Below are 25594 nucleotides of genomic sequence, written 5' to 3'. Positions count from 1 at the left end.
TCATGAGACGGATCTGGGCGGCGCTGGCGTACCTGGCGACCGGGCTGCTGACGGCGATGGTGTCGTGGCTCGCGCTCGGCATCCTGCTGCTGACGGCGATCGTGCTGGTGTTGCTGCCCTTCGTCGCGCCGGTGGTCCGGCGACTGATCGACCTCGACCGGCTGCGCGTCGCGCGGTTCACCGGTGTGGCCGTCCCAGCACCCGATCAGCGGATCGGGTGGCGCGACGTGCGCTGGCTGCTGGCGCATGCCGTCTACGGCGTGATTTTCGGTGCATCGGCGGTGGGTGTGGCCGGTGCGCTCGTCCAGCAGGCGGTCGTGCCACTCGTGTGGTGGGCGGTGCCGGGTGGGATGCCGAACTCTTTCGGGCTGTACGTCGACTCGTGGCCGAAGGCGCTGCTCAGCGGGCCGATCAGTGTGGTGCTGGTACTGCTGCTCACGCAGCTGCCGCGCCTTGCCAGGACGGATGCTCGCTGGTCCCGATCCCTGCTGGATCCCCCGCTCGAGCAACGCGTGGCGGAACTGACCGCGACCCGTGCCGCCGCGTTGCAGGCGCACGGCGCCGAGTTGCGGCGCATCGAACGCAACCTGCACGACGGCACGCAGAACAAGCTGGTCGGTGTGGTCATGATGCTGGGCATCGCGGAACGGACCCTGCGCCAGAACCCGGAGAGCGCGCTGCAGGCGGTGCTCAGAGCGCAGGACGCGGCGGGCGATGCGTTGGAGGAACTGCGCAACGTCGTCCGCAGCATTCATCCGCCGGTGCTGGAGGACCTGGGTCTGGACGGCGCGATCCAGGCGCTCGCGGCGCGGTGCCCGGTGCCGTGCGTGCTGCAGGCCGACCACCTCGGACGGTTGCCGGCCGCGGTGGAGGCGGCCGCGTACTTCGCGGTGGCCGAGGCGCTCACGAACGTGGCCAAGCACAGCGGCGCCAGGCACGCCTCGGTCACCCTCGAAACAGATGACCACCGGCTGACCGTCGTGATCCACGACGACGGCAAGGGCGGCGCCGACGAGAAGGCGGGAACAGGGTTGAACGGCATTCGCGGCAGGGTGGCGGCGCTCGACGGCACCGCGACGGTGACGAGTCCCGAGGGCGGCCCGACCGTGCTCACCGTCGTGCTGCCGATGGGGAAGTGACCATGCGCATCGTGATCGCCGAGGACGACGCGTTGCTCCGCGAGGGGCTGACGTTGTTGCTGCGCAACGAAGGCCTGGAGGTGGCAGCGGCCGCCGACAACCCGGACGACTTCCTCGACGCCGTCGTCGAGCACCAGCCGGACATCGCGGTGGTCGACGTGCGGATGCCGCCGACGTTCACCGACGAGGGCCTCCGTGCCGCGGTGGAAGCGCGGCGGAGGCACCCGAAACTGGCTGTGCTGGTGCTGTCGGCGTGGGTCGAGCAGAGCTACGCGCACGAACTGCTCGCCGGCACCGGTGGTGGTGTCGGCTACCTGCTCAAGGAACGCGTCGGCAAGGTCGCGGACTTCCTCGACTCACTGCACCGGGTGGCTGCGGGTGGCACGGCTTTGGACCCCGAGGTCGTGTCGCAGTTGTTGGTGCGGCGCAAGGCTGATGACGCGCTCAGTGTGTTGTCGCCCCGTGAACGTGAGGTGCTCGGGCTGATGGCGGAGGGGCTTTCCAACGCCGCCATCGGTGAACGGCTCGTTGTCAGTGCTGGGGCTGTGCACAAGCACGTGGGCAACGTTTTTCTCAAGCTTGGGCTGAACACGGAGGATGGTGCTGGGGATCGGCGGGTTCAGGCCGTGCTGGCTTATCTGGATCATTGAGGCCGGACGAACGGGAACAGCACGGTCTGCCGGATCGACGTACCGGTCAGCATCATCAGCAACCGGTCCACGCCCATACCGAGCCCGCCCGTCGGCGGCATGCCGTGCTCCAGCGCCCGCAGGAAGTCCTCGTCCAGCTCCATCGCCTCGACGTCACCGGACGCGGCCTTCAGCGACTGCGCCTCCAGCCGCCGGCGCTGCTCCAGCGGATCGGTCAGCTCCGAGTACGCGGTGCCGATCTCCGCGCCGAACGCGACGAGGTCCCACCGCTCGGCCAGCCGCGGATCGACGCGGTGCTGGCGGGTCAGCGGCGACACCGACGTCGGGAAGTCGATGTAGAAGGTCGGCCCGACCGTGACCGGCTCGACGAACGAGTCGTAGGCCTCCTGCACCAGCTGGCCGTGGTCCCAGTCGTCGTTGACCTCCACGTTCCGCGCCGCCAGGAGTGAGCGCAGCTCCGAGACAGACGATGAAGGCGTGACGACGGCGTCCAGAGCTGTGGAAACCGCCGTGTAGACCGGAATCACCGGCCAGTCACCGGAGAGGTCGAACTCGCCGTCCGGCCGTTGGGCGATCTCCGCACCGAACGCCTCGCGCGCGGCGTGCTGGATCAGCGAGCGCACCAGGTCGAGCATGATGCGGTAGTCCGCATAGGACTGGTAGGCCTCCAGCATCGTGAACTCGGGGTTGTGCGTGGCGTCCGCGCCCTCGTTGCGGAAGTTGCGGTTCAGCTCGAACACCCGGTCCACGCCCGCGACGCACAGCCGCTTCAGGTACAGCTCCGGCGCGATCCGCAGGTACATCCGCGTGTCGTAGGCGTTGATGTGGGTCACGAACGGCCGGGCGTTCGCGCCGCCGTGCACCGTCTGCAGCATCGGCGTCTCTACTTCGAGGTACGACCGTGAATGCAGGAACTCGCGCACGCTGCGGATCACGTCGCTGCGCAGCTTCAGCAACGCCGCCGAGTCCTGGTTCACCACCAGGTCCAGGTAGCGCTGCCGGACCCGCGCCTCCGGGTCGGTGAAGCCCTTCCGCTTGTCCGGCAACGGGTGCAGGCACTTCGCGGTCATCACCCACGAGTCGACGAGCACGGAGATCTCGCCGTGGTCGGACTTGATCACCTGCCCGGTCACGCCGACGTGGTCACCCAGGTCCACGTCCGACTTCCACGACGTCAGCGCGTCCCCGAGCGTCTCGGCGGACAGCATCAGCTGGATCTCCCCGCCGAAGTCCCGCAGGCGCGCGAAGCACAGCTTGCCCATCTCGCGCAGTGCCACCACGCGTCCGGTGACCGACACGTCCTCGCCGAAGCGTTCCCGTGCCCCGGCGAGGAGATCCGAGCGGGCGAAGCCCACGGGGTAGGGGTCGACACCTTGGGAGACAAGCCGTTCGACCTTCGCGATCCGCACCCGGACCTGCTCGGGCCGCCGCACGGACTTGGGCTCGACGCGGATCGCGTCGATCTCGGCGACCTTCACCGCGAACTCGGAGCTCACGTCCGTCTTCTGCAGCGCCCGCTTGCGCAACGACCGCAGCGACGGCACGAAGCCTTCCGCGACACCGGCGGCGATGCTGACCCGCGGCAACGACCGGGACCGCTGGTAGCAGAGGAACCGCGGCTCCCAGTCCGGCAGGTACTTGGCGTTCGACCGGTACAGCGACTCGAGCTGGAAGAACCGCGACGCCAGCGACAGCACCCGCCGCCACGCCCGCAGCACCGGACCGGCGCCGATCTTCTCGCCCTCCTCGAACACCGCGCGGAACATCGCGAAGTTCAACGAGATCCGCTGCACGCCGAGGTGCCCGGCGGCGGCCGCGAGCTGGGCGACCATGTACTCGTTCAGGCCGTTCTCCGCCGCCCGGTCACGCCGCATCAGGTCCAGCGACACGCCACGACGGCCCCACGGCACGAACGACAGCAAGCCGCGCAACGCACCGGATTCGTCGTAGGCCTCGACCATCACGCACCGGCCGTCGCTCGGATCTCCCAGGCGCCCCAGCGCCATCGAGAACCCGCGCTCGGTCTCGGCACCGCGCCACGCCTGCGCGCGGTCCAGGATGGACGACATCTCGTCCGGCGCGATCTCGCTGTGGCGGCGCACCCGCGTCGTGTACCCGGCGCGTTCGACCCGGGACACCGCCTGGCGCAGCCCGCGCCGTTCCGGACCGGCGAGGTTGAACTCGCGCACGTCCAGGATCGCCTCGTCGCCGATCTCCAGCGCCTTCAGCCCGGCGTCGGCGTAGACCTGCGCGCCGCGTTCGGACGCGCCGAGCACGCCCGGCATCCAGCCGTACGTGCGGGCCTCGGACAGCCAGGCCAGCACGGCCTCCGGCCAGGCCTCCTCGTCACCGATCGGGTCGGCCGAGGCCAGCGTCACCCCGCCGATCACCCGGTAGGTCAGCGCGGCCCTGCCGGACGCCGCGAACACCACGCTCTTGTCGCGCCGGGTCGCGAAGTAGCCCAGCGAGTCCGGTTCCCCGTCGGCGGCCAGCAACCGGCGGGTGTCGAGCTCCTGCTCCGGCGTGATCATGCTCTGGGTGCGGACACCGCGGAAGAACACGTACAGGCTGCGGATCGCGACCAGGGTGCCGCCGAGTCCCAGCAGGACGCTCAGCCACTGCGGGCCTTCGGGGATGTCGAGCCGGCCCAGCCGGACGACCTCACCCGTGGCCTGGTTCGCCGCCCACGCGAGCTTGTCGAGCTGTTCGCGCAACGCGCCGGGGAACACCTCTGTGAGGCCCCACCCGGCCAGCACCAGCGCGATCATGCCCACCACGAACGACGCAAACGCTTGCCGCCACGCGCCGCGGGCAAGCCTGGCGGGGAATGCCGAGCGCACCACCCACAGCAGCACCACGAACAGGACCGAGGTCGCGAACCCGATGCCGAGGAACACCCAGTCCGGTTCGCCGCCGGCGTCCGGGACTTCTTCAGGTGCGACGGCCAGGATGACCATGATGAAGCCGACCAGCAGCAGGCCGACGACCTGGAACAGCAGCAGCGCCCACAGCGCCGCCCGCTTGTGCCTGCGCAGGGCCGCACCCAGTACGAAGAACACCATGGCGATGAAGAGGTTGCCGTCGATGGGCAGGCCGAAGAAGTACCCGACCGCGTCCGCGGCGTGGGTGAACCAGCTGTCCTCCGGCAGGACCAGTCTGAGCAGCGACAGCACCCCGGCCAGCTGCACGACCGTCGCGATCGCGCCTGCGGTCTTCCACTTCCACGCCGGTGCCACATCAACTCCCGAGGTCAGCCGATGACGGCCATGATCCCCTCAACGGCCGGACGGGTGCATGTCGCCTCCTCCGGGAGGCCTGACCTGCCCGTTGTCGTGCTCAGCTCGGGCCTCGGCGGCGCCTGGTTCGACTGGGACCGGACCGTGCGGCTGCTGGAACCACTCGCCAGGGTGATCGTGTTCGACCGGCCGGGCCTCGGCCTGAGCGGTGCGGCGCGGCGCGGGCCGTCGCTGGCGCGCGAGGTGGCGGTGCTGGACGCGGTGATGCGCGGGATCCCGAAGGCCGTCCTGGTCGGGCACTCGATGGCGTCGATGCACGTCGAGGCCTACGCGCGGTTGCGGCCGCACCGGGTCCACGGGCTCGTGCTGCTCGACCCGGACACCGAGGCGCCGGGCTCCGGAGCGCCGTTCGACGTGTCGGCGGTGATCGCGCAGGGGCTGCGGGCGTTCGGCAGCCGGTGGCTCGGGGCGCGGATCACCCGGCGGTACGGGCACTGGCTGCGCAACGTGCTGACCGCGGCGTCCACGCTGGGGGTGACCGATCCGGCTCCCACCGACCTCGTGCAGATGGTCTACCGGCGGCCCGGGGTGGGTCGTGCGGTGCTCGCCGAGCTCGCGTCCTACCCCGGTCAGGTGGCGACGCTGGAGCGGTTGCGCAAGCGCCGGGAGCTCCCGGAAGTGCCGTTTCTCGTGCTCACGGCCGGGCGGAAGATCTGGCCAGAACACCAGTCGTTGGCCGCCCTCGTCCCGTGGGGGCGCAACGTGCCTGTGCCCGGTAGCCGGCACATGATCCAGATGGACCGGCCGGACGCCGTGGTGATGGCGGTGCGGGACGTGCTCAGGGCTCGACGCGGCTCTTGAGCAGGCAGAACTCGTGGCCTTCCGGGTCGGCGAGCAGGTACCAGCTCACGTCGGTCTGGCCCATGTCGACGTGCGTCGCCCCCAGCGCCAGCAGCCGCTCCAGCTCGGCCTCCTGGTCGCGGTCGGTCGCGTTCACGTCGATGTGCAGCCGGAGTTTCTGCAGCTTGACGTCGGTGGTCTGGGAGAGCAGCAGCGTCATGCGGCGGTCTTCCGGTCCGATCTCCACCCAGTCGTCGCCGCGGTCGAGCACCTCGTAGCCGAGCACCTCGCTCCAGAAGACGGCGAGACGTTCCGGATCGGTGCAGTCGAGTACCAACTCGGTGATGCGGCAGGCCATGAGTTGTGAGGCTAACCGCATCTCGTGCGCAACTCACCGGATTGGTGTCAGGCTTGTTGCCGGCAACCGTGCACAAGCGCCCGGGGACCCACGGAGGTGGGCCTCGAGGAAAGGAACGGTCGACGATGACCAATGCCGAAGTTTCCGCACCGTACGGCTCTGGAGCCGGCCAGAAGGCCCCCACCAAGAGGGTGCGAGTTCATCACCTGCGTGACATGAAGGAGCGCGGCGAGCCGTGGCCCATGCTCACCGCCTACGACACGTTCACCGCCTCGATCTTCGACGAGGCCGGAATCCCCGTCCTGCTGGTGGGCGACTCCGCGTCGAACACCGTCTACGGGCACGACACCTCGCTGCCGGTCACGGTGGACGAACTGGTGCCGCTGGTACGCGCGGTGACGCGCTCGGTCAAGCGTTCTCTCGTGGTCGCTGACCTGCCGTTCGGCTCCTACCAGGTGTCGGTCGAGCAGGCCGTCGCGACGGCCATCCGGTTCATGAAGGAAGGCCAGGCGCACGCGGTCAAGCTGGAGGGTGGCGCCTACTTCGCGCCGCACATCCGCGCGATCACGGCCGCGGGCATCCCGGTCATGGCGCACATCGGCTTCACCCCGCAGTCCGAGCACCAGCTCGGCGGCTACCGCGTGCAGGGTCGCCACGAGAACCACGACGTGGTGGTCCAGGACGCGCTGGCGGTGCAGGAGGCGGGCGCGTTCGCGGTCGTGCTGGAGATGGTGACCGCCGAGGTCGCCAAGCAGATCACGCACGACCTGGCCATCCCGACCGTCGGCATCGGTGCCGGTCCGGACACCGACGCCCAGGTGCTGGTGTGGCAGGACATGATGGGCCTGAACCGCGGCAAGGCGCCTCGGTTCGTCAAGCGCTACGCGGACATCGGCAACATTATGCTGGGCGCGGCCTCCGAGTTCGCCAACGAGGTGCGCGGGCACCAGTTCCCCGGTCCCGAGCACACCTTCCACTGATGCCATGAGGGTGACCTTCATGGACCTGAGGTCCATGAAGGTCACCCTCATGGCCGATCAGCGGGTCCAGACCTCCGGGTCTGGGCCCGCCGGCACGATCCCGGTCGGATTGATCTGGTGGTGCGTCACGTAGTAGTGGCGCTTGATGTGGTCCCAGTTCACCGTGTCCCCGAACTGGGCGTAGAGGCGCTTCGCGTACGCCCACAGGTTCGGCATCTCGGTCAGCTTGTTCCGGTTGCACTTGAAGTGGTTGTGGTAGACCGCGTCGAACCGCACGAGCGTGGTCCACAACCTGATGTCGGCCTCGGTCAGCTGCTCCCCGACCAGGTAGTCCCGGTTGGCGAGGTGGTCCTCGATGCGGTCGAGCTCCTCGAAGAGACGGGTGTACGCCTCCTCGTAGGCCTCCTGGGACGTCGCGAAACCGGCCTTGTAGACGCCGTTGTTGACGTTGTGGAAGATCGGCTCGATCCAGGCGTCGATCTCTTCGCGCAGGTGGGGCGGGTAGAGGGTGCTCTCCGGGCGCCAGCGCAGGCTGAAGTCCAGCGTGATCTGCGGGTAGTCGTTGGTGACGACCTTCCCGGTGGTGGTGTCGATCAGCGCCGGGACGGTGACGCGGCCGTCGTAGCCGGGGTCGGCGTTGTCGTAGGCCTCTTCGAGGAAGTCGATGCCGAGAACCGGATCGGTCTGGTCGAACCGCCAGCCCCTGTCGTCGCGGATCGGGTCGACGACCGCGAGCGAGATGGCGTCTTCGAGGCCCAGGAGCTTGCGGACGATGACCGCGCGGTGCGCCCACGGGCAGGCGAGGCTGACGACCAGCCGGTAGCGGCCCGGTTCGGGCTCGGGCCGTGCGGTGAAGCGGTTGGGCTGCCGGACGAACGCCCCTGTTGCCGAGGTCTCCTTCGTGAACTGCGCCATGTGATCGACGATAGGCCTATGTACCCGGAGATCGAGCCCCACGCGTCAGGCCACCTGGACACCGGCGACGGCAATCTCGTGTACTGGGAGGAGTGCGGCAACCCGGCCGGCAAGCCCGTCGTGTTCCTGCACGGCGGCCCCGGTGGCGGCTGCTCACCGTCCCATCGCCGGTTGTTCGACCCGTCCGCCTACCGGATCGTCCTGTTCGACCAGCGCGGCTGCGGGCGCTCGTTGCCGCACGCTTCGTCCACGCCCGACCTTTCGCTGAACACGACCTGGCACCTGGTCGCCGACATGGAACGACTGCGGGAGTCGCTGGGCATCTCGCGGTGGCAGGTGTTCGGCGGCTCGTGGGGGTCGACGCTGGCGCTGGCGTACGCCGAGAAACACGTCGAGCGCGTCACGGAACTGGTGCTGCGCGGGATCTTCACGCTGCGTTCGTCCGAAGTGGACTGGTACTACCGCGGCGGGGCGGCGAACCTCTTCCCCGATCTGTGGGAGAAGTTCATGGCGCCGCTGGAGGGTCTCGACGGCGACCCGGTCGAGCTGTACGCGAAGCTGCTGGCCTCACCCGATCCCGAGGTGCACGGACCGGCGGCGGTCGCGTGGAGCACCTGGGAGGGCGCGACGGTGACGTTGCTGCCGCAGCCGGAGCTGGTGGAGCAGTTCGCGGAGACGTCGTACGCGCTGGCGTTCGCGCGGATCGAAAACCACTACTTCGCGAACGACGGCTGGCTGGAGGAAGGTCAGCTGATCCGGGACGCGGGCCTGTTGAAGGACGTTCCCGGCGTGATCGTGCAGGGGCGCTACGACGTCGCGACGCCCGCGGTGTCGGCGTGGGATCTGCACAAGGCCTGGCCCTCGGCGGAGCTCGTGCTGGTGCCGGATGCCGGGCACGCCTATGACGAGCCCGGCATTCTGAAGGCACTGCTGGAGGCGACAGATCGGTTCCGGGACTAGCGGAGGCCGTTCCAGCGCTGGCTCGACGACGTGCATGCGGCCACCGTGACCTGCGCGGTCAGGCACTTGCCGGTGCCGATGTTGCGGAACTGGAAGGGCCCCGGGGTGTTCGGCAGACGGCGCCAGCGCTGGGCCGCGCCGGTGGTGCAGGCCTGGCCGCGCACCTGGCCGGTGCTGGTGGCGGTCAGGCACTTGCGGGTGGCGATGTTGTGCGGCTGGTCGGCGTCGCTGACCGGGACGATCCAGCGCTGCTCGTTCGAGGTCTCGTTGCAGGGCTTGAGAACGACGTCGGTACCGATGTCGGCCAGGCAGCGGTTGCTGCCGGCGAGCTGGTAGACGACGACCGGTTCGGCGCTGGCCGGGACGGCGGTGAGCGCGGTGACGGCGGCGGCGGTCGCGAAGATCGCGGCGAGTTTCCCCATGGCGCTGACCCTGGCAGTACGGACGGCTCGGCGGATCAGCCGAAAGTCGTCAACTCTGGCCGTAGTCGAAGGCTCGTTCGAGGCTTTCGCGCGCCTCGACCAGCGAGGGGCCGTACCAGGTCAGGTGCCTGCCGTTGACCAGCACGTACGGCAGGCCGGGGAAGCTCTCCGGGCCGTCCTCGTGCGTGAACACGTACGGCTCGTCGGGCAGGACGACCAGGTCGGGGCGCCGGTCGTTCAGCTCGTCGAGCGTGGGGCGCGGGTAGCGCTCCTCGTGGTTCGCGTAGACGTTCTCGACGCCGAGCCGCCGCAGCACGTCCGTGGCGAACGTGTCGCGCCCGACGACGACCCACGGGCGGCGCCAGACCGGGATCAACGCGGTGAGCCTCGCCGGTTTCGTCTCGCGCCAGAGGTCTTCGGCGCGGGTGAGCCACTGTGGTTCGAGCTCCCAGGCCAGGCCGAAGAACCGCCGCAACGACTTGAGCGCCATCGGCACGGTGGCGGGCGCTTCGGTCACCCAGACCTGGATGCCGTTGGCGCGCAACCGGTCGACGTCCTCGGCGCGGTTCTCCTCGGAGTTCGCGATCACGAGGTCCGGAGCCAGCGCGAGGATCTTCTCGACGTCCGGGTACTTCGAGCCACCGACGCGCGGAACGTCCAAATCGGACGGATGCGTGCAGTAGTCCGTTGCCCCGGCGAGTGCTTCGGGCACCGAGACCGCGACGGCCTCGGTGATCGACGGCACCAGGCTGACCACGCGTTGCGGCCGGTCGAGTGCCACCGGCTCACCGAGGTCGTCGACGGGGAGCATCAGACTCCCGTGATCTTCAGGCCGGCGTGGGTCTTGTAGCGGCGGTTGATCGCGATGAGGTTCGCGGTGAACGCCTCGACCTGGTGGGCGTTGCGCAACCGCCCGCCGTAGACGCCGCGGAAACCGGGGACCAGCTCGGCCAGCTCGCGCACGGTGTCGGTGGCCTCGCGGTCGTCACCGAGGACCAGCACGTCCATGTCCACTTCGGACACCGAGAGGTCGGCCAGCAGCACGGCGGACACGTGGTGGAACGCGGCGGTGACCTTGGACTCGGGCAGGAGCACCTCGGCCTGCTGAGCCGCACTGCCCTCGGTCACCGGCAGCGCGAACGGCCCCTGCTTGTCGAAGCCGAGCGGGTTCACGCAGTCGATGACGATCTTGCCGGCGAGCTGGTCGCGCAGCGAGGCCAGCAAGTCGCCGTGACCGTCCCACGGAACCGCGACCAGCACGATGTCGGAGTCGGCCGCGCAGTCGGCGTTGTCCGTGCCCCGCACGTCGCCGCCCGCGACCTCGACGATCTCCTTGGCCGCGAGTTCGGCCCGCTCGGCGCTGCGGGAACCGATGATCACCTTGAGGCCCGCCTTGGCCCAGCGGATCGCGAGGCCCTTGCCCTGGGCTCCGGTGCCGCCAAGGACGCCGACGGTGAGGTCACGAATCTCAGTCACCCGTGCATCTTCACACGGGTGCCCGAGTGCGGGCTGCCCAACGTGAGCTTGCGCTCCTCAGGCCCGCTCGAACCGGACTTTCCGCTCCACCGGGTCCGCCTCGGCCAGCCGCACCCGCACCGTCTCACCCTCCGGCAACCGCTTCCCGGAACACTTGGCCAGCACCGGCGGCGAGGACACGAACACCTCAGCCTCGTTGTCACCCGACCGCAGCACGACGGCATCGAACTCCTGCCCCACCCGCCCGGCCAGCACCCAGGCCTCGACCTGGTCCAGCGTCGCCCGCTCGACCTTCGAGGACAGCGAGTCCGACGAACCCATCAGCGACGGCAGCAGCGGCAACGCCTCCGCGAGCCACGCAGGCAACGCCGAACCCGCGGTGACGGCCAGGCAGACCTCGGTGGCGAACCGGTCCACGAGCCGCCGCAGAGGCGCCGTGACGTGCGTGTACGGCGCCGCGACACCGGCGTGCGTCGTGACCTCGGGAACCGAGCCGTTGAAAGCCGAGTACCCCGCACCGCGCAACAACCGCGTGGCGTCGGTGAACAGCGCCAACGCCTCCGGCCGGGAAGCGTCGAGTCCGGCCAGGAAGGCGCCCGGCGAGACACCGTCGGGCCACGGCACTCGCAACGCCGCAGCGGACTTGCGCAACGCGACAACAGCATCGGGGTCCGGATCAGGCAGCGTGCGCAGGATGCCTACGCGGGCCTCCAGCATGATCGACGCGGCCGCCATGCCGGTCATCAGCGAGATCTCGGCGTTCCACGAGTCGACCTCGGCGCGCGGCCGGGTGACGAGCTTCCAGCCCTCCCCGTTCGACTCGATCTCCTGCTCGGGCAGCTGCAGTTCGATCGCACCGCGCTCACGGGCCAGCTTCCGGCGCAGCTGCCCGAACTCGGCGAGCGCCGCGACGGACGGGTGCGGATTGCCCGCGTCGAACGTCTTCTGCACCGACGCGTAGTCGAACTGGGCCCTCGACTTCACCAACGCCCGCCGCACCTCGACGGCGGTCGGCACACCTTCACTCGAACAAGTGAACGTCCAGAGCACCGCCGGTCGCACGACACCGGGCAGCAACGACGCCGCGCCTTCGGAGAGCACGGTCGGGTGCAACGGAACGTTGCCGTCGGGCAGGTAGAGGGTCTGGCCGCGGCGGCGCACCTCGGTGTCCAGCGCACCGCCCGGCGTCACGAACGTGCCGAGGTCGGCGATCGCGTAGTGGACGACGAACCCGGACGCGGTCTTCTCCAGGCACATCGCCTGGTCGAGGTCCTTCGCGCCCGGCGGATCGATCGTCACGAGCGGGATCGACGTGAGGTCCGGGCGGTCTCCCCCACCAGAACGGGAAACCGCCTCTTCAGCCTCAGCGAGAGCGACCGGAGGAAACGACGACGGCAGCGAGAACTCGGTGCGGATGCCGTCGAAGTCCACTTCGGCACGGCCTGTGCGGATCACCAGTGAAGCCACCCGCACAGACTAAAGACCGAGCGCGTCAGTCCTCGTCGTCGCCGCGCCACTTCTTGTCGGACTCGTCAGCGGCCTTGGTGCGTTCGCGGGCGATCTCCAGCGCACGAGCCGCGGTGGCCTCGTCCGGGTAGGGGCCCATGCGGTCGGGGCCCTTGCAGCCCTTGCCCTGCTCCACCGTCTGGTGGGTCAGGCAGAAGAACCAACCGCTCTTGTCGCTCATACGCGTTCGCCTCCCAATGGCGCCGGGAATCCCCGCGGCGGCGTTGACTGGTTGGCGTTGGCATACTCCGACGGGATCGGGTCCAAACACGAGACCAGCACCGTGCGGTCCTCCGCGTTCTCGATCTTACGCCCGGAGCGGTCCCGGTAGACGAGCGATCCGTCGGAGTCGATCTCCATGATCGCGCCGACCTCGGCCAGCTGTTCCTCGTCGAGATCGGCGAGCTTCTCGTAGCGCGACGGCACCACCCGGTAGATCGGCCACTTCAGGTGCCCGTACGTCCGGTGGAAGTCCGCCAGCAGGTGCGTGAGGTGCTGCTGCCACGGCAGCGGCATCGCCTCGGCCAGAGCACGCGGGATCACCACGTAGTCCGACGAGACGCCCGGTGCACCGGCAGCCATGTAGTCACGCACCGGTGTGCTGGAAGCTGGTGGTCCGGAAGGCCTCGGGATGGGGTCGTGGTTGAACATGCAGCGCCTCCCCGCGATCTACACGCCCGGCCGGACGGCCAGCGGCATCAACTCGTGATAATTCCAGTTGATCTTGCTGATCTTCACGACATCACCCGTCTGGGGGGCGTGGATGTACTCGTCGTTGCCGAGGTACATGCCCACGTGGTGCACCGAACGGGGGTCTGCCGTGTTGTAAGCCCAGAAGAGCAGGTCGCCTGCCTGGGCGTCGCGCACCGGCAGGTGGGCGCCGCCCTTCTCGTACTGGTCGTTCGCCACGCGCGGGATCTTCACACCGGCCTCCGCGAACGCCTTCACCAGGATGCCCGAGCAGTCCCACGCGTCCGGGCCGTTGCCGCCCCACAGGTACGGCTCGCCCAGCTGTTGCCTGGTGAACTGGATGGCGACACCGGCCGCGTTCGACCCGAGCAGGAACTGGCCGGCACCGGCACCGCAGCCGGCCGGGTCGCTGATCTGCCCCAGCTCGCTCAGCAGGAACGCCGCCATGGACTCCCAGTTGTGGTAGCGGTCCGGGAAGGCCGACCGCTCCACCGCCTGCGCCGAGTCACCCGGCCGCCTGTTCTCCCAGTCCGGCACCTTCAGCAGCACGTCGTAGAACTTGTTGATCGCGTACGTCGGATCGGTCACCTGGGCCGGGGTGCCCCAGCCCATCGACGGGCGCATCTGGAAGATGCCGAGCGAGTCGCGGTCGCCGTAGTTCAGCGGGCGCAGGCCCGACTCGGTCATGCCCGCCTGGATCGCCACCTGCCACGCCAGCGGCGGCAGCTTGCGCTCCTGGCCGATGGAGATGATGCGCGCGACGATGTTGCGCTGTTCCTCGTTGAGCCGCGACGCGTCGTGCTGGCCCTTGGCGGCGCCGCCCGCGTCCCACGGCCCGATGGTCGCGTTGCAGCCCATCAGCTGGAAGTTGCCCTGCACCGCGGGGTTCGTGGAGTTGCTGACCACCTGTGTCACACCCGAGGTCGCCACCGCGATCACGACGACCGCGACGAGGGCCCCGATCAGCAGCATCAGGCGCATGGTTCACCCCACCTTGGTGTAACCGTTGACCAGCCACTTGTTGCTGGGCGACACCTTGATCAACGTGATCATGACCTTGCCGAGGTCCGTGCTCACCTCGAAGTCCGCCGACGACACGGTCGACCGCTTGGCCGTCACCGTGTCGAGCCGGTCCGGCACGTTCTTGGGGTCGATCGTCGCCATCTGCGCCAGGAACTCCTCCGTCGTGAAATCACGGAGTTGCGCGAGCCACTTGTTGACGTCGTTGTCCGGTGGTGGCTTGATCCACCTCTCCGCCCACAGCTCGGCGGTCAGCTGCGCGTCCGCCGCGGGGGGTGCGGCCGAGGCGCTGTTCGCGGGCGGCGGCTGCTTGGTCGGCAGCGAGGCGCCGCTGGACGGCAGCTGGCCGACCTGGTTCGGCTGCACCGACGTCGAAGTCCCGGCCGCGACGTTCGGACCGGCCGGCTTGCGGTCGAGCACCTTCGGGATGATCACGCCGAGCGCGACGACCAGCACCACGAAGATCACGATCGAGGCGACCAGGTGGCGAGGGGAACGCAGCGGCCATCCCCACAGCCTGCGGTAGACCGCGGCGCGGCCGCGGTTCGTACGGATCGGCACCTACGCCCCCTCTCAGTTGTCCCTGACTTCGAGACCGCGCGACGGTCGGTAGATCACGTGCACCTGACGTCCTGCCACCACTTCTGTCTCGGCCCTGCGAGGTTCCTGCACCGGGGCCGCGTAGCCGTTGGAGCGCGACGGCACGAGCACCGCGTCGTCGACCCGGTCCCACTGCCGGTCCGTGACCGTCGGGCTGTCGACCACGCGCGACCGGCCGACCGGCAACGCCGCCGGGCCCGATCCCGCGGGCAACGCCCCGGCACGCACGCCGTAGCCGTCGCCACCGCTGACGATCTGGCCCGGCTGGGAATCGCGGTCGAGCCGCTGCGCCGTCGCCATGACCGGGCTGGAGGCTTCCGGGCGGACCCGGCCGCGACCGCGCTGCGGCACCTGCTCGCCGTCGCCGTCACCCTCCCGCACGGACTCCCAGAACTCGTCCTGCGGCGACGGGCCGGTCTTCTTCTTGCCCATCATCTTCGACCAGATGCCGCCGCTCATCGGCAGGACGTTGCCCGCCGAACCGACCGACATCTCGACCATCTGCCACATGCGGCGCAACGGTTTGCCGATCACGAAGCACACCAGTGTCAGCATCAGGCCGAGCAAAGTACGTGTCAGCAACGAAAGCCCGGTCGCGTTGAAGATCGCCTGCAGCAGCAACGCGTGGACACCCGCGAGAACCGCGAGCACCAGCACGTTGAACACCGTCACGGCGACCGCACGCGCGACCTTGCGCAACAGGTCGTGGTGCAGCAGCGCGACGAGACCGATGAGCGGTCCGGCGAGCGTGAGGATGCGCAGCAGGAGCTGGGCCAGCAGCACCGCGGCCTTCGCGAACAACTGGAACAGCGAGAACGCGATGGACTGCAGCAGCGCCAGGAAACCCGCGCCGGTGCGGCTGCCGTCGGTGCCGTCGAAGTAGCCCTTCGCGGTACCGAGCTGCCCCTCCAGCGCGATCCACTCGGCCTTCTTCGCGCTCAACGCGGCCTGGTCGGCGTCCTTGTGCTCGGCGATCTCGGCCGTCGTCCACGCCTGCGCCTTGAGGATCCGCGGGCCGAACTCGGCGGCCTGCGGTGCCTCCGGCGTGCCGAACGCGCCGCGCAACCAACTCTGGTACACGACCGCGTCGTGCAGTTTCGTTGGCAGGACGTGCAGTGTGCCTTGTTCCTCTGGTGCCTCGATGAACCCCGCCTGGATCTCCGACGTCTTGGAGACCAGCGTGTTGTCGAGGAGGTTGTAGAACTGCGGCAAGGCCAATGTGGACGTTGCCAGCCACATGGCCGCCAGCGCCCAGAGCCCGCGTTTGGAGATCGTGGCGAAGTCGCCGGTCCAGATCTGGCGGAACATCAGGATCGCCAGGATCAGCGCCACCAGGCCGAACCAGCGCAGGTAGACGTTGTCGTAGACCTTCTGCACGCCGTTCTTCACGGCGTCGTCCAGCGGGACCAGCAGGCCGCGGCCCATCACCGTGTAGTGCAACGCGTTCGTGGCACCGACGATGTTCTTGCCGATGCTGAAGAGCTCGTTGCCCGCCCACGTGTCGATCGTGGCATTGGCGTCCGGGACGATGTTGCACTTGGCCTGGTAGTTGTGCCAGACCATGCCCGCGTACCCGTACTCGAGGTACGGCGAGCCGGGCAGGCCGTTGCCGACCGGCGGGTCGAGCGCGCCGACCATGCCCGCGCCGGGACGTTCCGGGTTCGGTGCTTCACCGCACGACTGCGCGTGCGCCGTCGGGGCGCCGAGGACGACCTGCAGCGCGAGGATCGCGGACACCATCAGGACCGAGCGGGTCCGTGCTGACGTGCGCAGCGCGAACCGCCGCCTCGCCCAGAGCAAGGCGGCGATCGCGAGCACGATCGTCAGCGCCGTCATGCGGCGCCGTCCCGGTGGCGGTTGCTCCCGTCACCATGGCCCACCAGGTGGGCCTCCTCCTCCGTCAATCCGAGTTCCATGTCCGCCGCCAGTTCGTCGTCCATCTCGTCGGGCACGTAGGCGGGCGGCTGGGCCGCTTGTTCCTCGTCCGTCGGCACGAGCTCACCGTTGCCGCGCTTGGCATCCGGCGTCGTGTCGAGGGCGTTGCGCAGGTGTTCGAGGTGCGGGCCGCTGAAGTCGATGCGGATCCGCTCCACACCGCCGGCACCGTCACCGAAGATGAACTGCCGCGGCGCGCGGTCGCGTTCGGTCTGCGTGCGCTCGCCACCGGGGCGGCGGCCGAGCGACGCGACGACCTGCTCGTACCCGGCGCCGATCGGCACCTTGAGCAGCCGCAACGCGTCCGCCTGCGCCTGGTCGTCGTCGAGCCTGCCGACGAAGACCGAGTCGAGCAGCGTCACGAAGCCCTGGATCTTCAGGAAGTCCGCGGGGATCTGCGACGACAGCAGCACACGGACGTTCCACTTGCGCGAGTCACGCGCGAAGCGGTTCATCAGCACGCGACCGGTCGGGACCTCCGACAGGAAGAACGCCTCGTCGATCCAGACGCCCTTGCGCTGGTCCTTCGGCTTCTCGTAGATCGAGCGCTGGGTGAGCCAGGCGGCGAGGTTCAGCATCTCGACGCCGAGCGACTCCGCGTCCGTCCAGTGCTCGCGGCCGACGCCGTCCTTGGGCAGGTTCAGGCCCGCCATGGTGAGGACGGTGAGCCGGTCGTCGCGCACCTCGTTGTACGGGTCGAGGTCGTCCTCGGGGATCAGCAACGACATGCGCTCACGCATCTCGTCGAGGAAGTCCGCGACGACGACGGCGTGCTCGTGGTGCTCGGACGCGTCCCGGCGCAGCGCCTCGAAAACGAGACCGGGGTGGGCGTCGAAACGGCCACCGACCGTGCGGACGGCACGCAGCAGCACGATGCGCGTCTGGGGCAGCCGCGCGACCTCGTACGGCAGCAGACCGGTGAGCACGTCCAGCACGAGACGACGACGGGTCGCGGCCGCGAGGGCCTTCTCCCGGCGCCAGGCCCGTTCCGGGTCCTCCTCGTCGTGGAAGTGCTCGATCATCGGCTCGGCGACCACCCGGTACGGGTTGAGGATGCCGGGCTGGGCGTTGAGCAGGTTGATCGGCCGCGCGTACGGGCGCAGCTCCGGCAGCTCGCACAGCGCCGAGAGCGGACCGGAGGGGTCGAGCAGCGTCCAGTGCGCGCCGGCCCGCAGGGTCTTGTAGACCATGCCGCCGCCGAGGAACGACTTGCCGGCGCCCAGGCCCGCGACCATCGCGGTCAGGCCCGAGGCGTCCCGCAGCTCCTGCGCCATCCACGGGTCCCACGCGACCGGGCGGCGGGTGGCCGTGACGGTCTCGCCGAGCAGAATCCCGCGGCGGTCACCGACCTCGGCCGTCGCCGTCGGGACCGCGCTCGCGGCCCACAGCACGCTGCCGCGGCGCAGGTATGCACCGTTGGACAGCGGTTCGCCGGGGATGAACTCTCGGGCGATCGCGTACTGGGCCTCGGGGTGCTCGATCGCGACCTTCGGCTTGTAGAGCTCCAGCAGCGACTGGGCCAGGCGCAGGGCCTCGCGCTCGTTCGGGCCGGAGACGGCCAGGCGCCACCAGGACCTGACGCGGGTGCCCAGTGCGGTGAAGCCCGACGTCATCTCGTCGTCGATCTCCAGCACGCGGCCGGCCTGGCGGGCCAGCGACTGCGGCGGCTCCAGCTCGTGCTCGTCGGTGTAGTGCCGGACCTGCGAACGGACCTTGCTCATCTGCCGCGACAGCTCGCCCGACACCTCTTCGGGCTTGCGCACGTAGATGCGGGCGGACCACTCGACCGAGGCGGGAAGCCTGTCGGCGCGCTGCACCCACGGGTCGTCGACCTCGGGGATCTGCAGGCCGTGCATCAACCCGACGGTGAGCACCGCGACGTGCCGCTTGATGCCCGCGTTCGAGCCGGTGCGGCCACGCACGGTCACGGTCGGCGAGTAGGGCTCCTGGTGGAAGTCCGCCGCGTCGGTGAAGCTGGCCAGGTCTTCCGGCTCCCACGCCGCACCCGGCACGGCCGGCAGGTTGCGCGGCGCGGGCAGGCCCAGCGAGCACGACCGGTGCATCAGCCAGGACATCTCCTCGGCCGTCGCGGGACGGCCTTCGAGACCGGCGGACCCGATCACCTGGTCGAGGTGCTCGACCTCGGAGTCCAGCGCGACCAGTTCGGCGTCGACGGCGTCTGGGAAGACCTTGCGCAGCACCGGGGCGGCGCGTTCGACGGCGCGGTCCATCATGTTGCGGGTCTGCACCTGGACGCCCAGGTAGACCTCTTTCTCCGCCATCGAGCGGCCCATGAGCTGCTGCTGCTCGCCGACCATGTAGTCGTCGAACGACAGCGTGCCGGGCGTGTCCGGCAGGCGCTTGACGGCGTTGTGCACGTGCGCCTCGGCCCACATGCGGATCGGGTACGGCCGCGTGGTCACCCGGAGGTGCATCCAGCGGCCCTGCAGCTCGGCGTACTGCCCGGCGATCGCGGCGATCAGGTCCTGGCGCTGCGAGTCGCTGCGAAACGACCAGCGTTGCGGCGCGAGCCGGTACCAGGCGTAGACCTCCTGGCCGGTGCGCAGCAGGTGGCCGTCGATGCTGCGGGCCGCGATCGACGGCGTGTAGCTAGGCACGGACTGCTCGCCGGGCAGGCGGCGTCCGCGCTTCGAATATGCGGCCCGGTCACGCTCGCGGGGGTCGGCCGCGGCGTGCTGGGCGATGTGCTGGGCGGAGCGACGGTCACGGTCTCGCCGGCGTCCGAACACCGCGAACCTCCTTCTTACGGCTGGCTGACGTCCGGCGGTGCTGGGCCTGCTGTCTCGCCCGTCGTTGTTGTTTCTTGGTCAACTTGGGACGAGGCCGCTGCGGAGCGACCCGGATCCGGGCGGCTGAAGCCGCTCCGCCGGTGCTTGCCGTGCGTTCTCGAGGTGCGGTGAGCTCGCGGACCCACATCGACATGACGGCCGTGAGCGGCCGTTCATGGCTGATCCGCTGGGTGATGAAACGAGTGAGGATGATCGTCGCGACGAGGGCCCACGCGGTCGAGAAGAACCCGAACCCGATGCCCATCTGCCGCTCGATCGTGAGTACGACGAGGAACACGACGATCCCGACGCCCCACGCGACGTATCGCGCGCGCCAGGGAAATGTCGCTTTGGGCGGACCGAGCCAGACGGCGTCGACCCGGTAGACCTCGTCGTCAGTGCGGACCCGCACGTGTCAGCCTCCGACGAACAAACCGGCGAGCCACGTGCCGATGTTCTTGCCCGCGTCGGTCGTGACCGCGAGACCGATGATGGCCAGAGCGACGATCACACCACCGAGGCGGCGCATCACACCCGCGTTGTCACCTTTGCCACCACCCAGCCAGAGCAGGAGGAGGGCAACGGTCAGCAGCAGCAGCGGGACGATGTTGTTCAGGATCCAGTCGCGGACATTGGTTGTGCCCGGCACCGTCGGCTGCTGCTGAGCAAGTGTCACCAGGTCCATGGCGGTCATTAGGTACTCCAGAGTGCGCTCGGGCTTGCGCTACGAGTAGAACACGACTTCGTCACGAGGTGTGAAGGGCTTGGAGCTGGCGGTAGATCATCTGGCCGTTCCCCCTGCGAGGAATTACGTCTAATCTGGCCGACACATCATCACTGAGGAGACGTCAGTGGGGAACACCCGGCTCAAGATTCTCTCCGTCGCTGACAAGGTTCACCCGACTGCGAACGCCCTGGTCACACACAGTGCGTGCGTCTCAAACCCGCGCACGTGCCCACTCATGTGAATGCCCTGACAGGCCGGTTCGCGACCCCGCCGCAGGCGCGGCCAGGAGCGACGACTCCGAGGAGATTCGCCCATGCTCGAGCCTGACCTCGTGCCGGATGGAAGTGTGGACGGAATCACAGCCTCCCCTAGTGCTCCAGGCGTGGACGAGCCTACCGGGGAGGCGCCGCAATCCCGGCGCCGGGTCCAGCGGACGATCAACTTCGACAGGTCCGTGCTCGAGCGTGCGCGTGCGGCGGCCACCTATCTCGCCTCCTACGAGCCTCAGGCCGGGGTGCGGTCGCTGGCCGACATCGTGAACCCGGCCGTGCTCGCCTATGTGACCGAGTTGGAGGAGCTCTACAACGCGGGTGAGCCGTTCCGGCCCGTGTTGCGGATGCCTTCGGGGCGCCCCGCCAACCGCTGAGTCTTCACAACTTCGTGAAAGTTGTGTAGCTTCCGAACCATGCTTCGATTCCTGCTGCGTCGTGACCGCGTGGTGCTGCCCAGCTGGATCGTGCTCATCGCGGGCGTGGTCCTGAGCGTCACCGGCCAGTACAGCCGCATGTTCCCCACTCCTGAAGCCGCCCTCTCCTTCGCGCGTGACCTGGCGGGCAACACGGCGCTGACCGCGTTCACCGGCCAGCTGACCGCGCCGACGTTGCACGGCCTGATCCTGTGGAAGATCGGTGACATCGCGTTCACGCTGACCGCGCTGATGGCGATCCTGACCGTGCTGCGGCACACCCGAGCCGAAGAAGAATCCGGCCGTCAGGAGCTGCTGCGGTCCACCCCGCTATCCCGGTTGGCGCCACTCGCTTCGGCGCTGGGCCTGGCGATGGGCGCTTCGCTGCTGGCCGGCGTGCTGGTGGCGGCGATCGGCGGGCTCCGGTTCGGCATCGCGGTGGCCGCGCCGGGCCTGGTGTTCGCGGCCGTGGCGGGGGTGGCCGCCCAGCTCACCGAACGTTCCTCGACGGCTCACCTGATCGCGTGCGGCGCGCTGGGCGTCACCTACGGGGTGCGGTTCGCGGCGGACGGCAGCGGCCTGCTGTGGGCGCGCTGGTTCTCCCCGAACGGGTGGAGCCACCTCTTCTTGGTGTCGGGCTGGGTGCTCGTGGTGCCGCTCGCGGCTACTGCGTTGCTGACGTTCGCCGCGTTCCGGCTGAACCTGGGCCGTGACTTCGGGACGGGCGTGGTGCCCGCACGGCCGGGGAGGGCCGGCGGTGACGTCAACGTGCCGTGGCGGGTGCACCGAATTCAGCTGATCGGGTGGGTGACGGCGTTCGCGCTGGCCGGCGCCACCATGGGCGGCGTCGCGGCGGGGATGCGCGGCACGATCGACGGCGCGTCGCCGGTGATGGCCGAGTTCCTGCGGCGCTACGGCACCGGCGAGCTCGGGGACACGTTGCTGTGGATGATCATGATCAGCCTGGGCGGCGCGGCCGCGTTGTTCCCCGTGCTCGTGGTGCTGCGGCTGCGTGCCGACGAGGTGTCCGGACGGGCCGAGCTGCTGCTGTCGACGACGGTCGGCCGGATGCGGTGGGCCGCCGGTCACCTGCTCGTGGCCGTGGCGGGGACCGCGGCGATGATGACCGCCGCCGGGCTCACCGCCGGGCGTGGCGACCTCCGCGTGCTGACCGCGGCGTTGCTCCAGGTGCCGGCCGCGTTGGTGGTGGGCGCGGTGGCGATGCTCGCCGTGGGCTTCGTGCCCCGTGCCGCCGCGGCGATCTCGTTCGTGGTGTGGCTGGTGGTCAACATGTTCGGCGAGATCGTCGGCCCGTCACTGGGCATCGGCTACGACGTGGCGAACCTGGTGTCGCCGTTCGGATTCCTGCCTCGGGTGCTGACCGGGCAGCAGCTCACCGCCGCGCCCCTGCTTCTCGCGGCGGTGGCTGTTCTTCTTGCCGCGCTGGGGATGGCGCGACTTCGGGTGCGTGACCTCGGTTAGCCGGGAATTCCCGGGTACTTGATGCCCGCCCCGGTGTTCAGCACGACCACCTCGTCGTCCGCCTTGAGCCAGCCGTCCTTGCGCAGCAAGCGAACCGCGCTCAGCGTGGCCGCACCCTCAGGACACAGAAAGGCGCCTTCAAGGCGAGCGCATTCCGCGCGATCGGCGAGGATCTGCGCGTCGTCCACGGCCACCGCCGTGCCGTTCGTCGCGCGAATGGCGTCGAGGATGATGAAGTCTCCCAACGGTTTCGGCACGTTGATGCCGAACGCGCTCGTGTAAGCGTTCTCCCAGAACTCAGACTCGGCGCGCCCCTCGTCGAACGCGCGAACGATCGGCGCACAGCCCGTCGCCTGCACCGCGACCAGCCTCGGGAACGGTCCGGTGATCCAGCCGAGCTCCCGCATCTCCTGGAGCGCCTTGTAGATGCCGATCAGCCCGACACCGCCGCCGGTCGGATAGATGATCACGTCCGGGACGCGCCAGCCGAGTTGTTCGACGATCTCGTAGCCCATCGTCTTCTTGCCCTCGATGCGATACGGCTCTTTGAGGGTCGAGGCGTCGAAGAGGTCGACGTCCTTGATGGCCTTGGCCGCGTCGGCGATGGTGCCCGGCACGATCCGCAACTCGGCGCCGCTCGCCACGACCTCCTCGCGGGTGATCAGCGGGGCGTCCTCGGGCATGGCGATGACGCTGCGCATACCCGCGCGGGCCGCGTACAGGGCCCAGGCGGCGCCGGCGTTGCCGTTGGTCGGCATCTTGATGCCCTTGATGCCCAGCTCACGGGCGCGTGCGACGCCGACGGCCGCGCCACGGGCCTTGAAGGAACCCGTTGGGATCAGCGACTCGTCCTTCATCAGGATTCGCGCGTCGAGGGCGCGGCTCAGCCTGGGCAACGGGACGAGCGGGGTCATGCCCTCGCCGAGGCTGAACGCGGGGTCGGGTGAGCGGACCGGGAGGACGTCGCGGTAGCGCCACAGCGAGTTCTCCGCGGTGGGGCGGGAGACCTTCGTGAGGTCGTAGCGGGCCAGCAGCGGGGACGCGCAGCCGTGGCAGAGGTTCTGCACCTGGTCGGCGTCGTGGCGCAGGCCGCAGCGGGCGCAGTCCAGATGGGAGAGCATGCTCCCATCAATACAGGCGGATGAGCCGGCATGTAAGCCGGATCCTGTTCATGGGACCGAGGTCCCAGTCGGCGGCCATCCATCTCGGCCTGCCGTTGCCGGCAGGCTCTAGCGGCCTACCCGCGAGCATCGGGCGGGCAGCCCTCGAACGCTCGCGCAGGCACCCTTCTCTTTCGATCCGGGTGCCCTCTTGGCCTTGCTCCGGGTGGGGTTTACCTAGCCGCCCCAGTCACCTGGGGCGCTGGTGGTCTCTTACACCACCGTTTCACCCTTACCCCGGCTTGCGCCGAGGCGGTCTGCTTTCTGTGGCACTGTCCCGAGGGTCGCCCCTGGTTGCCGTTAACAACCACCCTGCCCTGTGGAGTCCGGACTTTCCTCGACAGTCACCTGCCGCGGCCGCCCTGCCGACTCATCCGCGTCCACCAGGATATCCCAGGGTCTGGAACTGGTTGTTCACTGGTCCGGACGTTGGTTCACTGAGAGACATGACACGACGACGCCACGTCGACTACGGCCGCGTGGCAGCCAGCCTGTGTTGCTTCCGCTGAGTGCGCTTTCTCTCGTCCGCGACCTCGGGGAGCCCCGCCATGTCCGATCTGCTGATCATCTCCGGCGCGCCGTCCCACGCCGCGCCCACCGGTGTCGTCGTGTCGCTCGTGGAGGACCACCTGCGCGCGGCCGGGCACCACGTGTCGTTGCTGGACGTGCGGTCGTTGCCCACGTTGTCGCTGCTCACCGAGGACCTGCGTGACCCGGAGATCTCCGCCGCGGTAAGCGCTGTGCTAGCTGCGGACGGCGTGGTGGTGGCCTCGCCCGTGTACCGCGCCGCGTACAGCGGGCTGGTGAAGGCGTTGCTCGACCTGCTGCCGAAGAAGGCGCTGCGCGGGCGCGCGGTGCTGCCGTTGGCGACGGGCGGCAGCCAGGGGTTCCTGGTGGCGATGGACTACGCCCTGCACCCGTTGCTCGCGGCGAAGGGCGCGGACCAGGTGGTGCGCGGCGAGTTCGTGCTGGACCAGAACGTGGGCTCGCCGGGTGCGACCGCCGCGCTGGAGGCGGCGGCCGACCGGTTCACGACGGCGCTGACGCCACGTCTGCGCCGGGCTTCCTAGAGCTCGCGGACCCAGTAGGGCCGGGTCTCCATCCAGCCCCTCGCGGATGCGCCGTTGATGACGCCGCCGCCCTGCTCATTGAGGGTGTACCAGGACTCCACGTAGTCGGGGTCGTCGGTGTACCAGCTGTCCGGGATGGCATCGAGCACCGCGCTCACCAGTGGGATGTAGGCGCCACCGTCCACAATGGTCAGCAGTGCCGCCACCAGCGCCTGGGCGAGCGCCTTGTAGTTGGTGTCGCCGTCGTCCTCCATCATCACGACGTCGGCGAGGTCGTACTTGTAGTTGTTCCAGTGCACGATCAGCTGGTTCGGCGAGTAGGTCGTGTCCTCCTCGTCGAGGTACGGCATGGTGACGGGATCGACGCGAACCTTGCCGTCGAGCCCGAACCCGGACACGAGCGTGAAGATCTCCGCGTCGCCCTTGAACCACGGCTCCTGCACGTCGCTGAGCCGGACCCTGGTGACCTGGGTGGCCCAGTACCCGGCAGCCTGGGTCGTCATCGGGGCGGGCAGGGCTTTCTTGATGACGTCCATGCCGAGTCGCACGGCCCGTTCGACGTCGATGTCGAGAAGCAGCACCGGCTGACCGGGCTCCCGTGCCGTGGTCAGCTCATGCGCTTTTCCACTGCGGTCGTAGGCCTTCAGCTTCGTGGCCTGGTCATCATCGGGCGCGGCCGCGACGAGCACTTCACCACTCCGCCCGCCGACGCGGCGTGCGGTGATCAGCGACTGGGTGTCCGGCAGGCCTTTGGCGACGGCGATCCGGCGTTCGGCCAGTACAACCTTGGGGTCGTTGTGAAGGACAGCCATCGTGTTCGCCTTGGCGAGGTCCAGGGCGAGCTGGTCGAGGATCCGGCTGACGTTGGCAGGCGCCGCCGTTGCCGTGCCGGTGGGCACAGCAGCAGCGACCATCAGGGCGACGAGAGTTGCGCGCAGGGTGTTGGCTCTCACA

25 protein-coding genes and 1 other RNA gene are annotated in these 25594 nt (G+C 69.2%); 8 read left to right on the top strand and 18 right to left on the bottom strand.

The annotated features are described in order from the left end of the window. The first annotated feature begins 2 nt into the window (after nucleotides 1–2). On the top strand, nucleotides 3–1139 hold the full coding sequence (locus ACIA8G_RS38250) for a sensor histidine kinase (protein WP_396423645.1): 1137 nt from the start codon (nucleotides 3–5) through the stop codon (nucleotides 1137–1139). 2 nt (nucleotides 1140–1141) lie between these two features. Beyond that, nucleotides 1142–1789 carry a response regulator gene (locus ACIA8G_RS38245; protein WP_396423644.1) on the top strand — a complete coding sequence of 216 codons (648 nt, stop codon included), beginning with the start codon at nucleotides 1142–1144 and terminating at the stop codon, nucleotides 1787–1789. Here ACIA8G_RS38245 and lysX read toward each other — a convergent pair. Further along, nucleotides 1783–5025, bottom strand: a complete 3243-nt coding sequence (lysX, locus tag ACIA8G_RS38240) for a bifunctional lysylphosphatidylglycerol synthetase/lysine--tRNA ligase LysX (RefSeq protein ID WP_396423643.1) — start codon at nucleotides 5023–5025, stop codon at nucleotides 1783–1785. The genes ACIA8G_RS38245 and lysX overlap by 7 nt on opposite strands. Before the next feature lie 21 nt (nucleotides 5026–5046). Here lysX and ACIA8G_RS38235 point away from each other — a divergent pair, with 21 nt between their 5' ends. Then, nucleotides 5047–5886: an alpha/beta fold hydrolase gene (locus ACIA8G_RS38235; protein WP_396423642.1), complete on the top strand. Its 840-nt coding sequence runs from the start codon at nucleotides 5047–5049 to the stop codon at nucleotides 5884–5886. Here ACIA8G_RS38235 and ACIA8G_RS38230 read toward each other — a convergent pair. Continuing rightward, on the bottom strand, nucleotides 5864–6223 hold the full coding sequence (locus ACIA8G_RS38230; protein ID WP_396423641.1) for a VOC family protein: 360 nt from the start codon (nucleotides 6221–6223) through the stop codon (nucleotides 5864–5866). The genes ACIA8G_RS38235 and ACIA8G_RS38230 overlap by 23 nt on opposite strands. A 125-nt stretch (nucleotides 6224–6348) precedes the next feature. On the opposite strand from ACIA8G_RS38230, the gene panB reads away from it, so the two are divergent. Continuing rightward, the gene (gene panB, locus ACIA8G_RS38225) at nucleotides 6349–7203 is read left to right on the top strand and encodes a 3-methyl-2-oxobutanoate hydroxymethyltransferase (protein ID WP_396423640.1); all 855 of its coding nucleotides are present in this window, start codon (nucleotides 6349–6351) and stop codon (nucleotides 7201–7203) included. 57 nt (nucleotides 7204–7260) lie between these two features. Here the strand turns inward: panB and ACIA8G_RS38220 are convergent, their stop codons facing one another. Continuing rightward, on the bottom strand, nucleotides 7261–8118 hold the full coding sequence (locus tag ACIA8G_RS38220) for a glutathione S-transferase family protein (RefSeq protein WP_396423639.1): 858 nt from the start codon (nucleotides 8116–8118) through the stop codon (nucleotides 7261–7263). An 18-nt stretch (nucleotides 8119–8136) separates the two neighbouring features. Here ACIA8G_RS38220 and pip point away from each other — a divergent pair, with 18 nt between their 5' ends. Next, entirely contained in the window at nucleotides 8137–9078 is a 942-nt protein-coding gene (gene pip, locus ACIA8G_RS38215) for a prolyl aminopeptidase (protein ID WP_396423638.1), read from the top strand. Here the strand turns inward: pip and ACIA8G_RS38210 are convergent. The 12 genes from ACIA8G_RS38210 to ACIA8G_RS38155 are packed head-to-tail and all read right to left on the bottom strand — an operon-like array spanning nucleotide 9075 to nucleotide 20210. Further along, nucleotides 9075–9500 carry an RICIN domain-containing protein gene (locus tag ACIA8G_RS38210; RefSeq protein ID WP_396423637.1) on the bottom strand — a complete coding sequence of 142 codons (426 nt, stop codon included), beginning with the start codon at nucleotides 9498–9500 and terminating at the stop codon, nucleotides 9075–9077. The two genes, pip and ACIA8G_RS38210, sit on opposite strands and share 4 nt — an antisense overlap. A gap of 49 nt (nucleotides 9501–9549) precedes the next feature. Further along, nucleotides 9550–10311 carry a helical backbone metal receptor gene (locus tag ACIA8G_RS38205; RefSeq protein ID WP_396423636.1) on the bottom strand — a complete coding sequence of 254 codons (762 nt, stop codon included), beginning with the start codon at nucleotides 10309–10311 and terminating at the stop codon, nucleotides 9550–9552. After that, nucleotides 10311–10976 carry an NADPH-dependent F420 reductase gene (gene npdG / locus ACIA8G_RS38200; RefSeq protein WP_396423635.1) on the bottom strand — a complete coding sequence of 222 codons (666 nt, stop codon included), beginning with the start codon at nucleotides 10974–10976 and terminating at the stop codon, nucleotides 10311–10313. Before npdG ends, ACIA8G_RS38205 begins: the two co-directional genes overlap by 1 nt. A 57-nt stretch (nucleotides 10977–11033) precedes the next feature. Continuing rightward, complete coding sequence (locus ACIA8G_RS38195; RefSeq protein ID WP_396423668.1) at nucleotides 11034–12431, bottom strand: RNB domain-containing ribonuclease; 1398 nt, start codon at nucleotides 12429–12431, stop codon at nucleotides 11034–11036. A gap of 37 nt (nucleotides 12432–12468) precedes the next feature. Further along, complete coding sequence (locus tag ACIA8G_RS38190; protein ID WP_396423634.1) at nucleotides 12469–12663, bottom strand: hypothetical protein; 195 nt, start codon at nucleotides 12661–12663, stop codon at nucleotides 12469–12471. After that, nucleotides 12660–13133 (bottom strand): hypothetical protein, encoded by a 474-nt coding sequence (locus ACIA8G_RS38185; protein ID WP_396423633.1) that lies wholly within the window; start codon nucleotides 13131–13133, stop codon nucleotides 12660–12662. Before ACIA8G_RS38185 ends, ACIA8G_RS38190 begins: the two co-directional genes overlap by 4 nt. An 18-nt stretch (nucleotides 13134–13151) precedes the next feature. Next, a complete protein-coding gene (locus ACIA8G_RS38180) occupies nucleotides 13152–14153 on the bottom strand; it encodes a C40 family peptidase (protein ID WP_396423632.1) in 1002 nt (333 codons plus the stop codon). Nucleotides 14154–14156: 3 nt separating this feature from the next. After that, a complete protein-coding gene (locus ACIA8G_RS38175) occupies nucleotides 14157–14753 on the bottom strand; it encodes a hypothetical protein (protein ID WP_396423631.1) in 597 nt (198 codons plus the stop codon). A 12-nt stretch (nucleotides 14754–14765) separates the two neighbouring features. After that, complete coding sequence (locus ACIA8G_RS38170) at nucleotides 14766–16628, bottom strand: hypothetical protein (RefSeq protein ID WP_396423630.1); 1863 nt, start codon at nucleotides 16626–16628, stop codon at nucleotides 14766–14768. Beyond that, a complete protein-coding gene (locus ACIA8G_RS38165) occupies nucleotides 16625–19477 on the bottom strand; it encodes an ATP-binding protein (RefSeq protein WP_396423629.1) in 2853 nt (950 codons plus the stop codon). The genes ACIA8G_RS38170 and ACIA8G_RS38165 overlap by 4 nt, the downstream gene beginning before the upstream one ends. Further along, on the bottom strand, nucleotides 19452–19928 hold the full coding sequence (locus tag ACIA8G_RS38160; protein ID WP_396423628.1) for a hypothetical protein: 477 nt from the start codon (nucleotides 19926–19928) through the stop codon (nucleotides 19452–19454). Before ACIA8G_RS38160 ends, ACIA8G_RS38165 begins: the two co-directional genes overlap by 26 nt. Nucleotides 19929–19931: 3 nt before the next feature. Further along, complete coding sequence (locus tag ACIA8G_RS38155; protein ID WP_396423627.1) at nucleotides 19932–20210, bottom strand: hypothetical protein; 279 nt, start codon at nucleotides 20208–20210, stop codon at nucleotides 19932–19934. Between the two features lie 415 nt (nucleotides 20211–20625). Here ACIA8G_RS38155 and ACIA8G_RS38150 point away from each other — a divergent pair, with 415 nt between their 5' ends. Both ACIA8G_RS38150 and ACIA8G_RS38145 read left to right on the top strand, forming a co-directional pair. Continuing rightward, nucleotides 20626–20889 carry a hypothetical protein gene (locus ACIA8G_RS38150; protein ID WP_396423626.1) on the top strand — a complete coding sequence of 88 codons (264 nt, stop codon included), beginning with the start codon at nucleotides 20626–20628 and terminating at the stop codon, nucleotides 20887–20889. Between the two features lie 39 nt (nucleotides 20890–20928). After that, the gene (locus ACIA8G_RS38145; protein WP_396423625.1) at nucleotides 20929–22410 is read left to right on the top strand and encodes a hypothetical protein; all 1482 of its coding nucleotides are present in this window, start codon (nucleotides 20929–20931) and stop codon (nucleotides 22408–22410) included. On the opposite strand, the gene ACIA8G_RS38140 is transcribed toward ACIA8G_RS38145, so the two are convergent. Both ACIA8G_RS38140 and rnpB read right to left on the bottom strand, forming a co-directional pair. Beyond that, entirely contained in the window at nucleotides 22407–23531 is a 1125-nt protein-coding gene (locus ACIA8G_RS38140) for a threonine synthase (RefSeq protein WP_396423624.1), read from the bottom strand. The two genes, ACIA8G_RS38145 and ACIA8G_RS38140, sit on opposite strands and share 4 nt — an antisense overlap. 17 nt (nucleotides 23532–23548) lie before the next feature. Then, nucleotides 23549–23943, bottom strand: an RNA gene (gene rnpB, locus ACIA8G_RS38135) — RNase P RNA component class A. Nucleotides 23944–24118: 175 nt separating this feature from the next. On the opposite strand from rnpB, the gene ACIA8G_RS38130 reads away from it, so the two are divergent. Beyond that, nucleotides 24119–24640, top strand: coding sequence for an NAD(P)H-dependent oxidoreductase (locus ACIA8G_RS38130; protein ID WP_396423623.1), 522 nt, complete (start codon nucleotides 24119–24121; stop codon nucleotides 24638–24640). Here the strand turns inward: ACIA8G_RS38130 and ACIA8G_RS38125 are convergent. Further along, nucleotides 24637–25593, bottom strand: a complete 957-nt coding sequence (locus tag ACIA8G_RS38125) for a DUF3103 family protein (protein WP_396423622.1) — start codon at nucleotides 25591–25593, stop codon at nucleotides 24637–24639. The genes ACIA8G_RS38130 and ACIA8G_RS38125 overlap by 4 nt on opposite strands. Nucleotide 25594 lies beyond the last annotated feature (1 nt).

Origin of the sequence: Lentzea sp. NPDC051213, from assembly GCF_044455585.1 — a bacterium.
Taxonomy (GTDB): Bacteria; Actinomycetota; Actinomycetes; order Mycobacteriales; family Pseudonocardiaceae; genus Lentzea.
Note: the sequence above shows the minus strand (reverse complement) of the source record. Positions and strands in the feature narration are given on the sequence as shown.

Excerpts from the sequence above, each read along its gene's own strand:
- ACIA8G_RS38185 (WP_396423633.1), bottom strand. The coding sequence starts at position 13,133 with ATGTTCAACCACGACCCCATCCCGAGGCCTTCCGGACCACCAGCTTCC.
- pip (WP_396423638.1), top strand. The coding sequence starts at position 8,137 with ATGTACCCGGAGATCGAGCCCCACGCGTCAGGCCACCTGGACACCGGC.
- ACIA8G_RS38190 (WP_396423634.1), bottom strand. The coding sequence starts at position 12,663 with ATGAGCGACAAGAGCGGTTGGTTCTTCTGCCTGACCCACCAGACGGTG.
- ACIA8G_RS38250 (WP_396423645.1), top strand. The coding sequence starts at position 3 with ATGAGACGGATCTGGGCGGCGCTGGCGTACCTGGCGACCGGGCTGCTG.
- panB (WP_396423640.1), top strand. The coding sequence starts at position 6,349 with ATGACCAATGCCGAAGTTTCCGCACCGTACGGCTCTGGAGCCGGCCAG.
- ACIA8G_RS38155 (WP_396423627.1), bottom strand. The coding sequence starts at position 20,210 with ATGACCGCCATGGACCTGGTGACACTTGCTCAGCAGCAGCCGACGGTG.
- ACIA8G_RS38205 (WP_396423636.1), bottom strand. The coding sequence starts at position 10,311 with ATGCTCCCCGTCGACGACCTCGGTGAGCCGGTGGCACTCGACCGGCCG.
- ACIA8G_RS38220 (WP_396423639.1), bottom strand. The coding sequence starts at position 8,118 with ATGGCGCAGTTCACGAAGGAGACCTCGGCAACAGGGGCGTTCGTCCGG.
- ACIA8G_RS38245 (WP_396423644.1), top strand. The coding sequence starts at position 1,142 with ATGCGCATCGTGATCGCCGAGGACGACGCGTTGCTCCGCGAGGGGCTG.
- ACIA8G_RS38130 (WP_396423623.1), top strand. The coding sequence starts at position 24,119 with ATGTCCGATCTGCTGATCATCTCCGGCGCGCCGTCCCACGCCGCGCCC.
- ACIA8G_RS38140 (WP_396423624.1), bottom strand. The coding sequence starts at position 23,531 with ATGCTCTCCCATCTGGACTGCGCCCGCTGCGGCCTGCGCCACGACGCC.
- ACIA8G_RS38145 (WP_396423625.1), top strand. The coding sequence starts at position 20,929 with ATGCTTCGATTCCTGCTGCGTCGTGACCGCGTGGTGCTGCCCAGCTGG.
- ACIA8G_RS38230 (WP_396423641.1), bottom strand. The coding sequence starts at position 6,223 with ATGGCCTGCCGCATCACCGAGTTGGTACTCGACTGCACCGATCCGGAA.
- ACIA8G_RS38180 (WP_396423632.1), bottom strand. The coding sequence starts at position 14,153 with ATGCGCCTGATGCTGCTGATCGGGGCCCTCGTCGCGGTCGTCGTGATC.
- ACIA8G_RS38210 (WP_396423637.1), bottom strand. The coding sequence starts at position 9,500 with ATGGGGAAACTCGCCGCGATCTTCGCGACCGCCGCCGCCGTCACCGCG.
- ACIA8G_RS38170 (WP_396423630.1), bottom strand. The coding sequence starts at position 16,628 with ATGACGGCGCTGACGATCGTGCTCGCGATCGCCGCCTTGCTCTGGGCG.
- ACIA8G_RS38235 (WP_396423642.1), top strand. The coding sequence starts at position 5,047 with ATGACGGCCATGATCCCCTCAACGGCCGGACGGGTGCATGTCGCCTCC.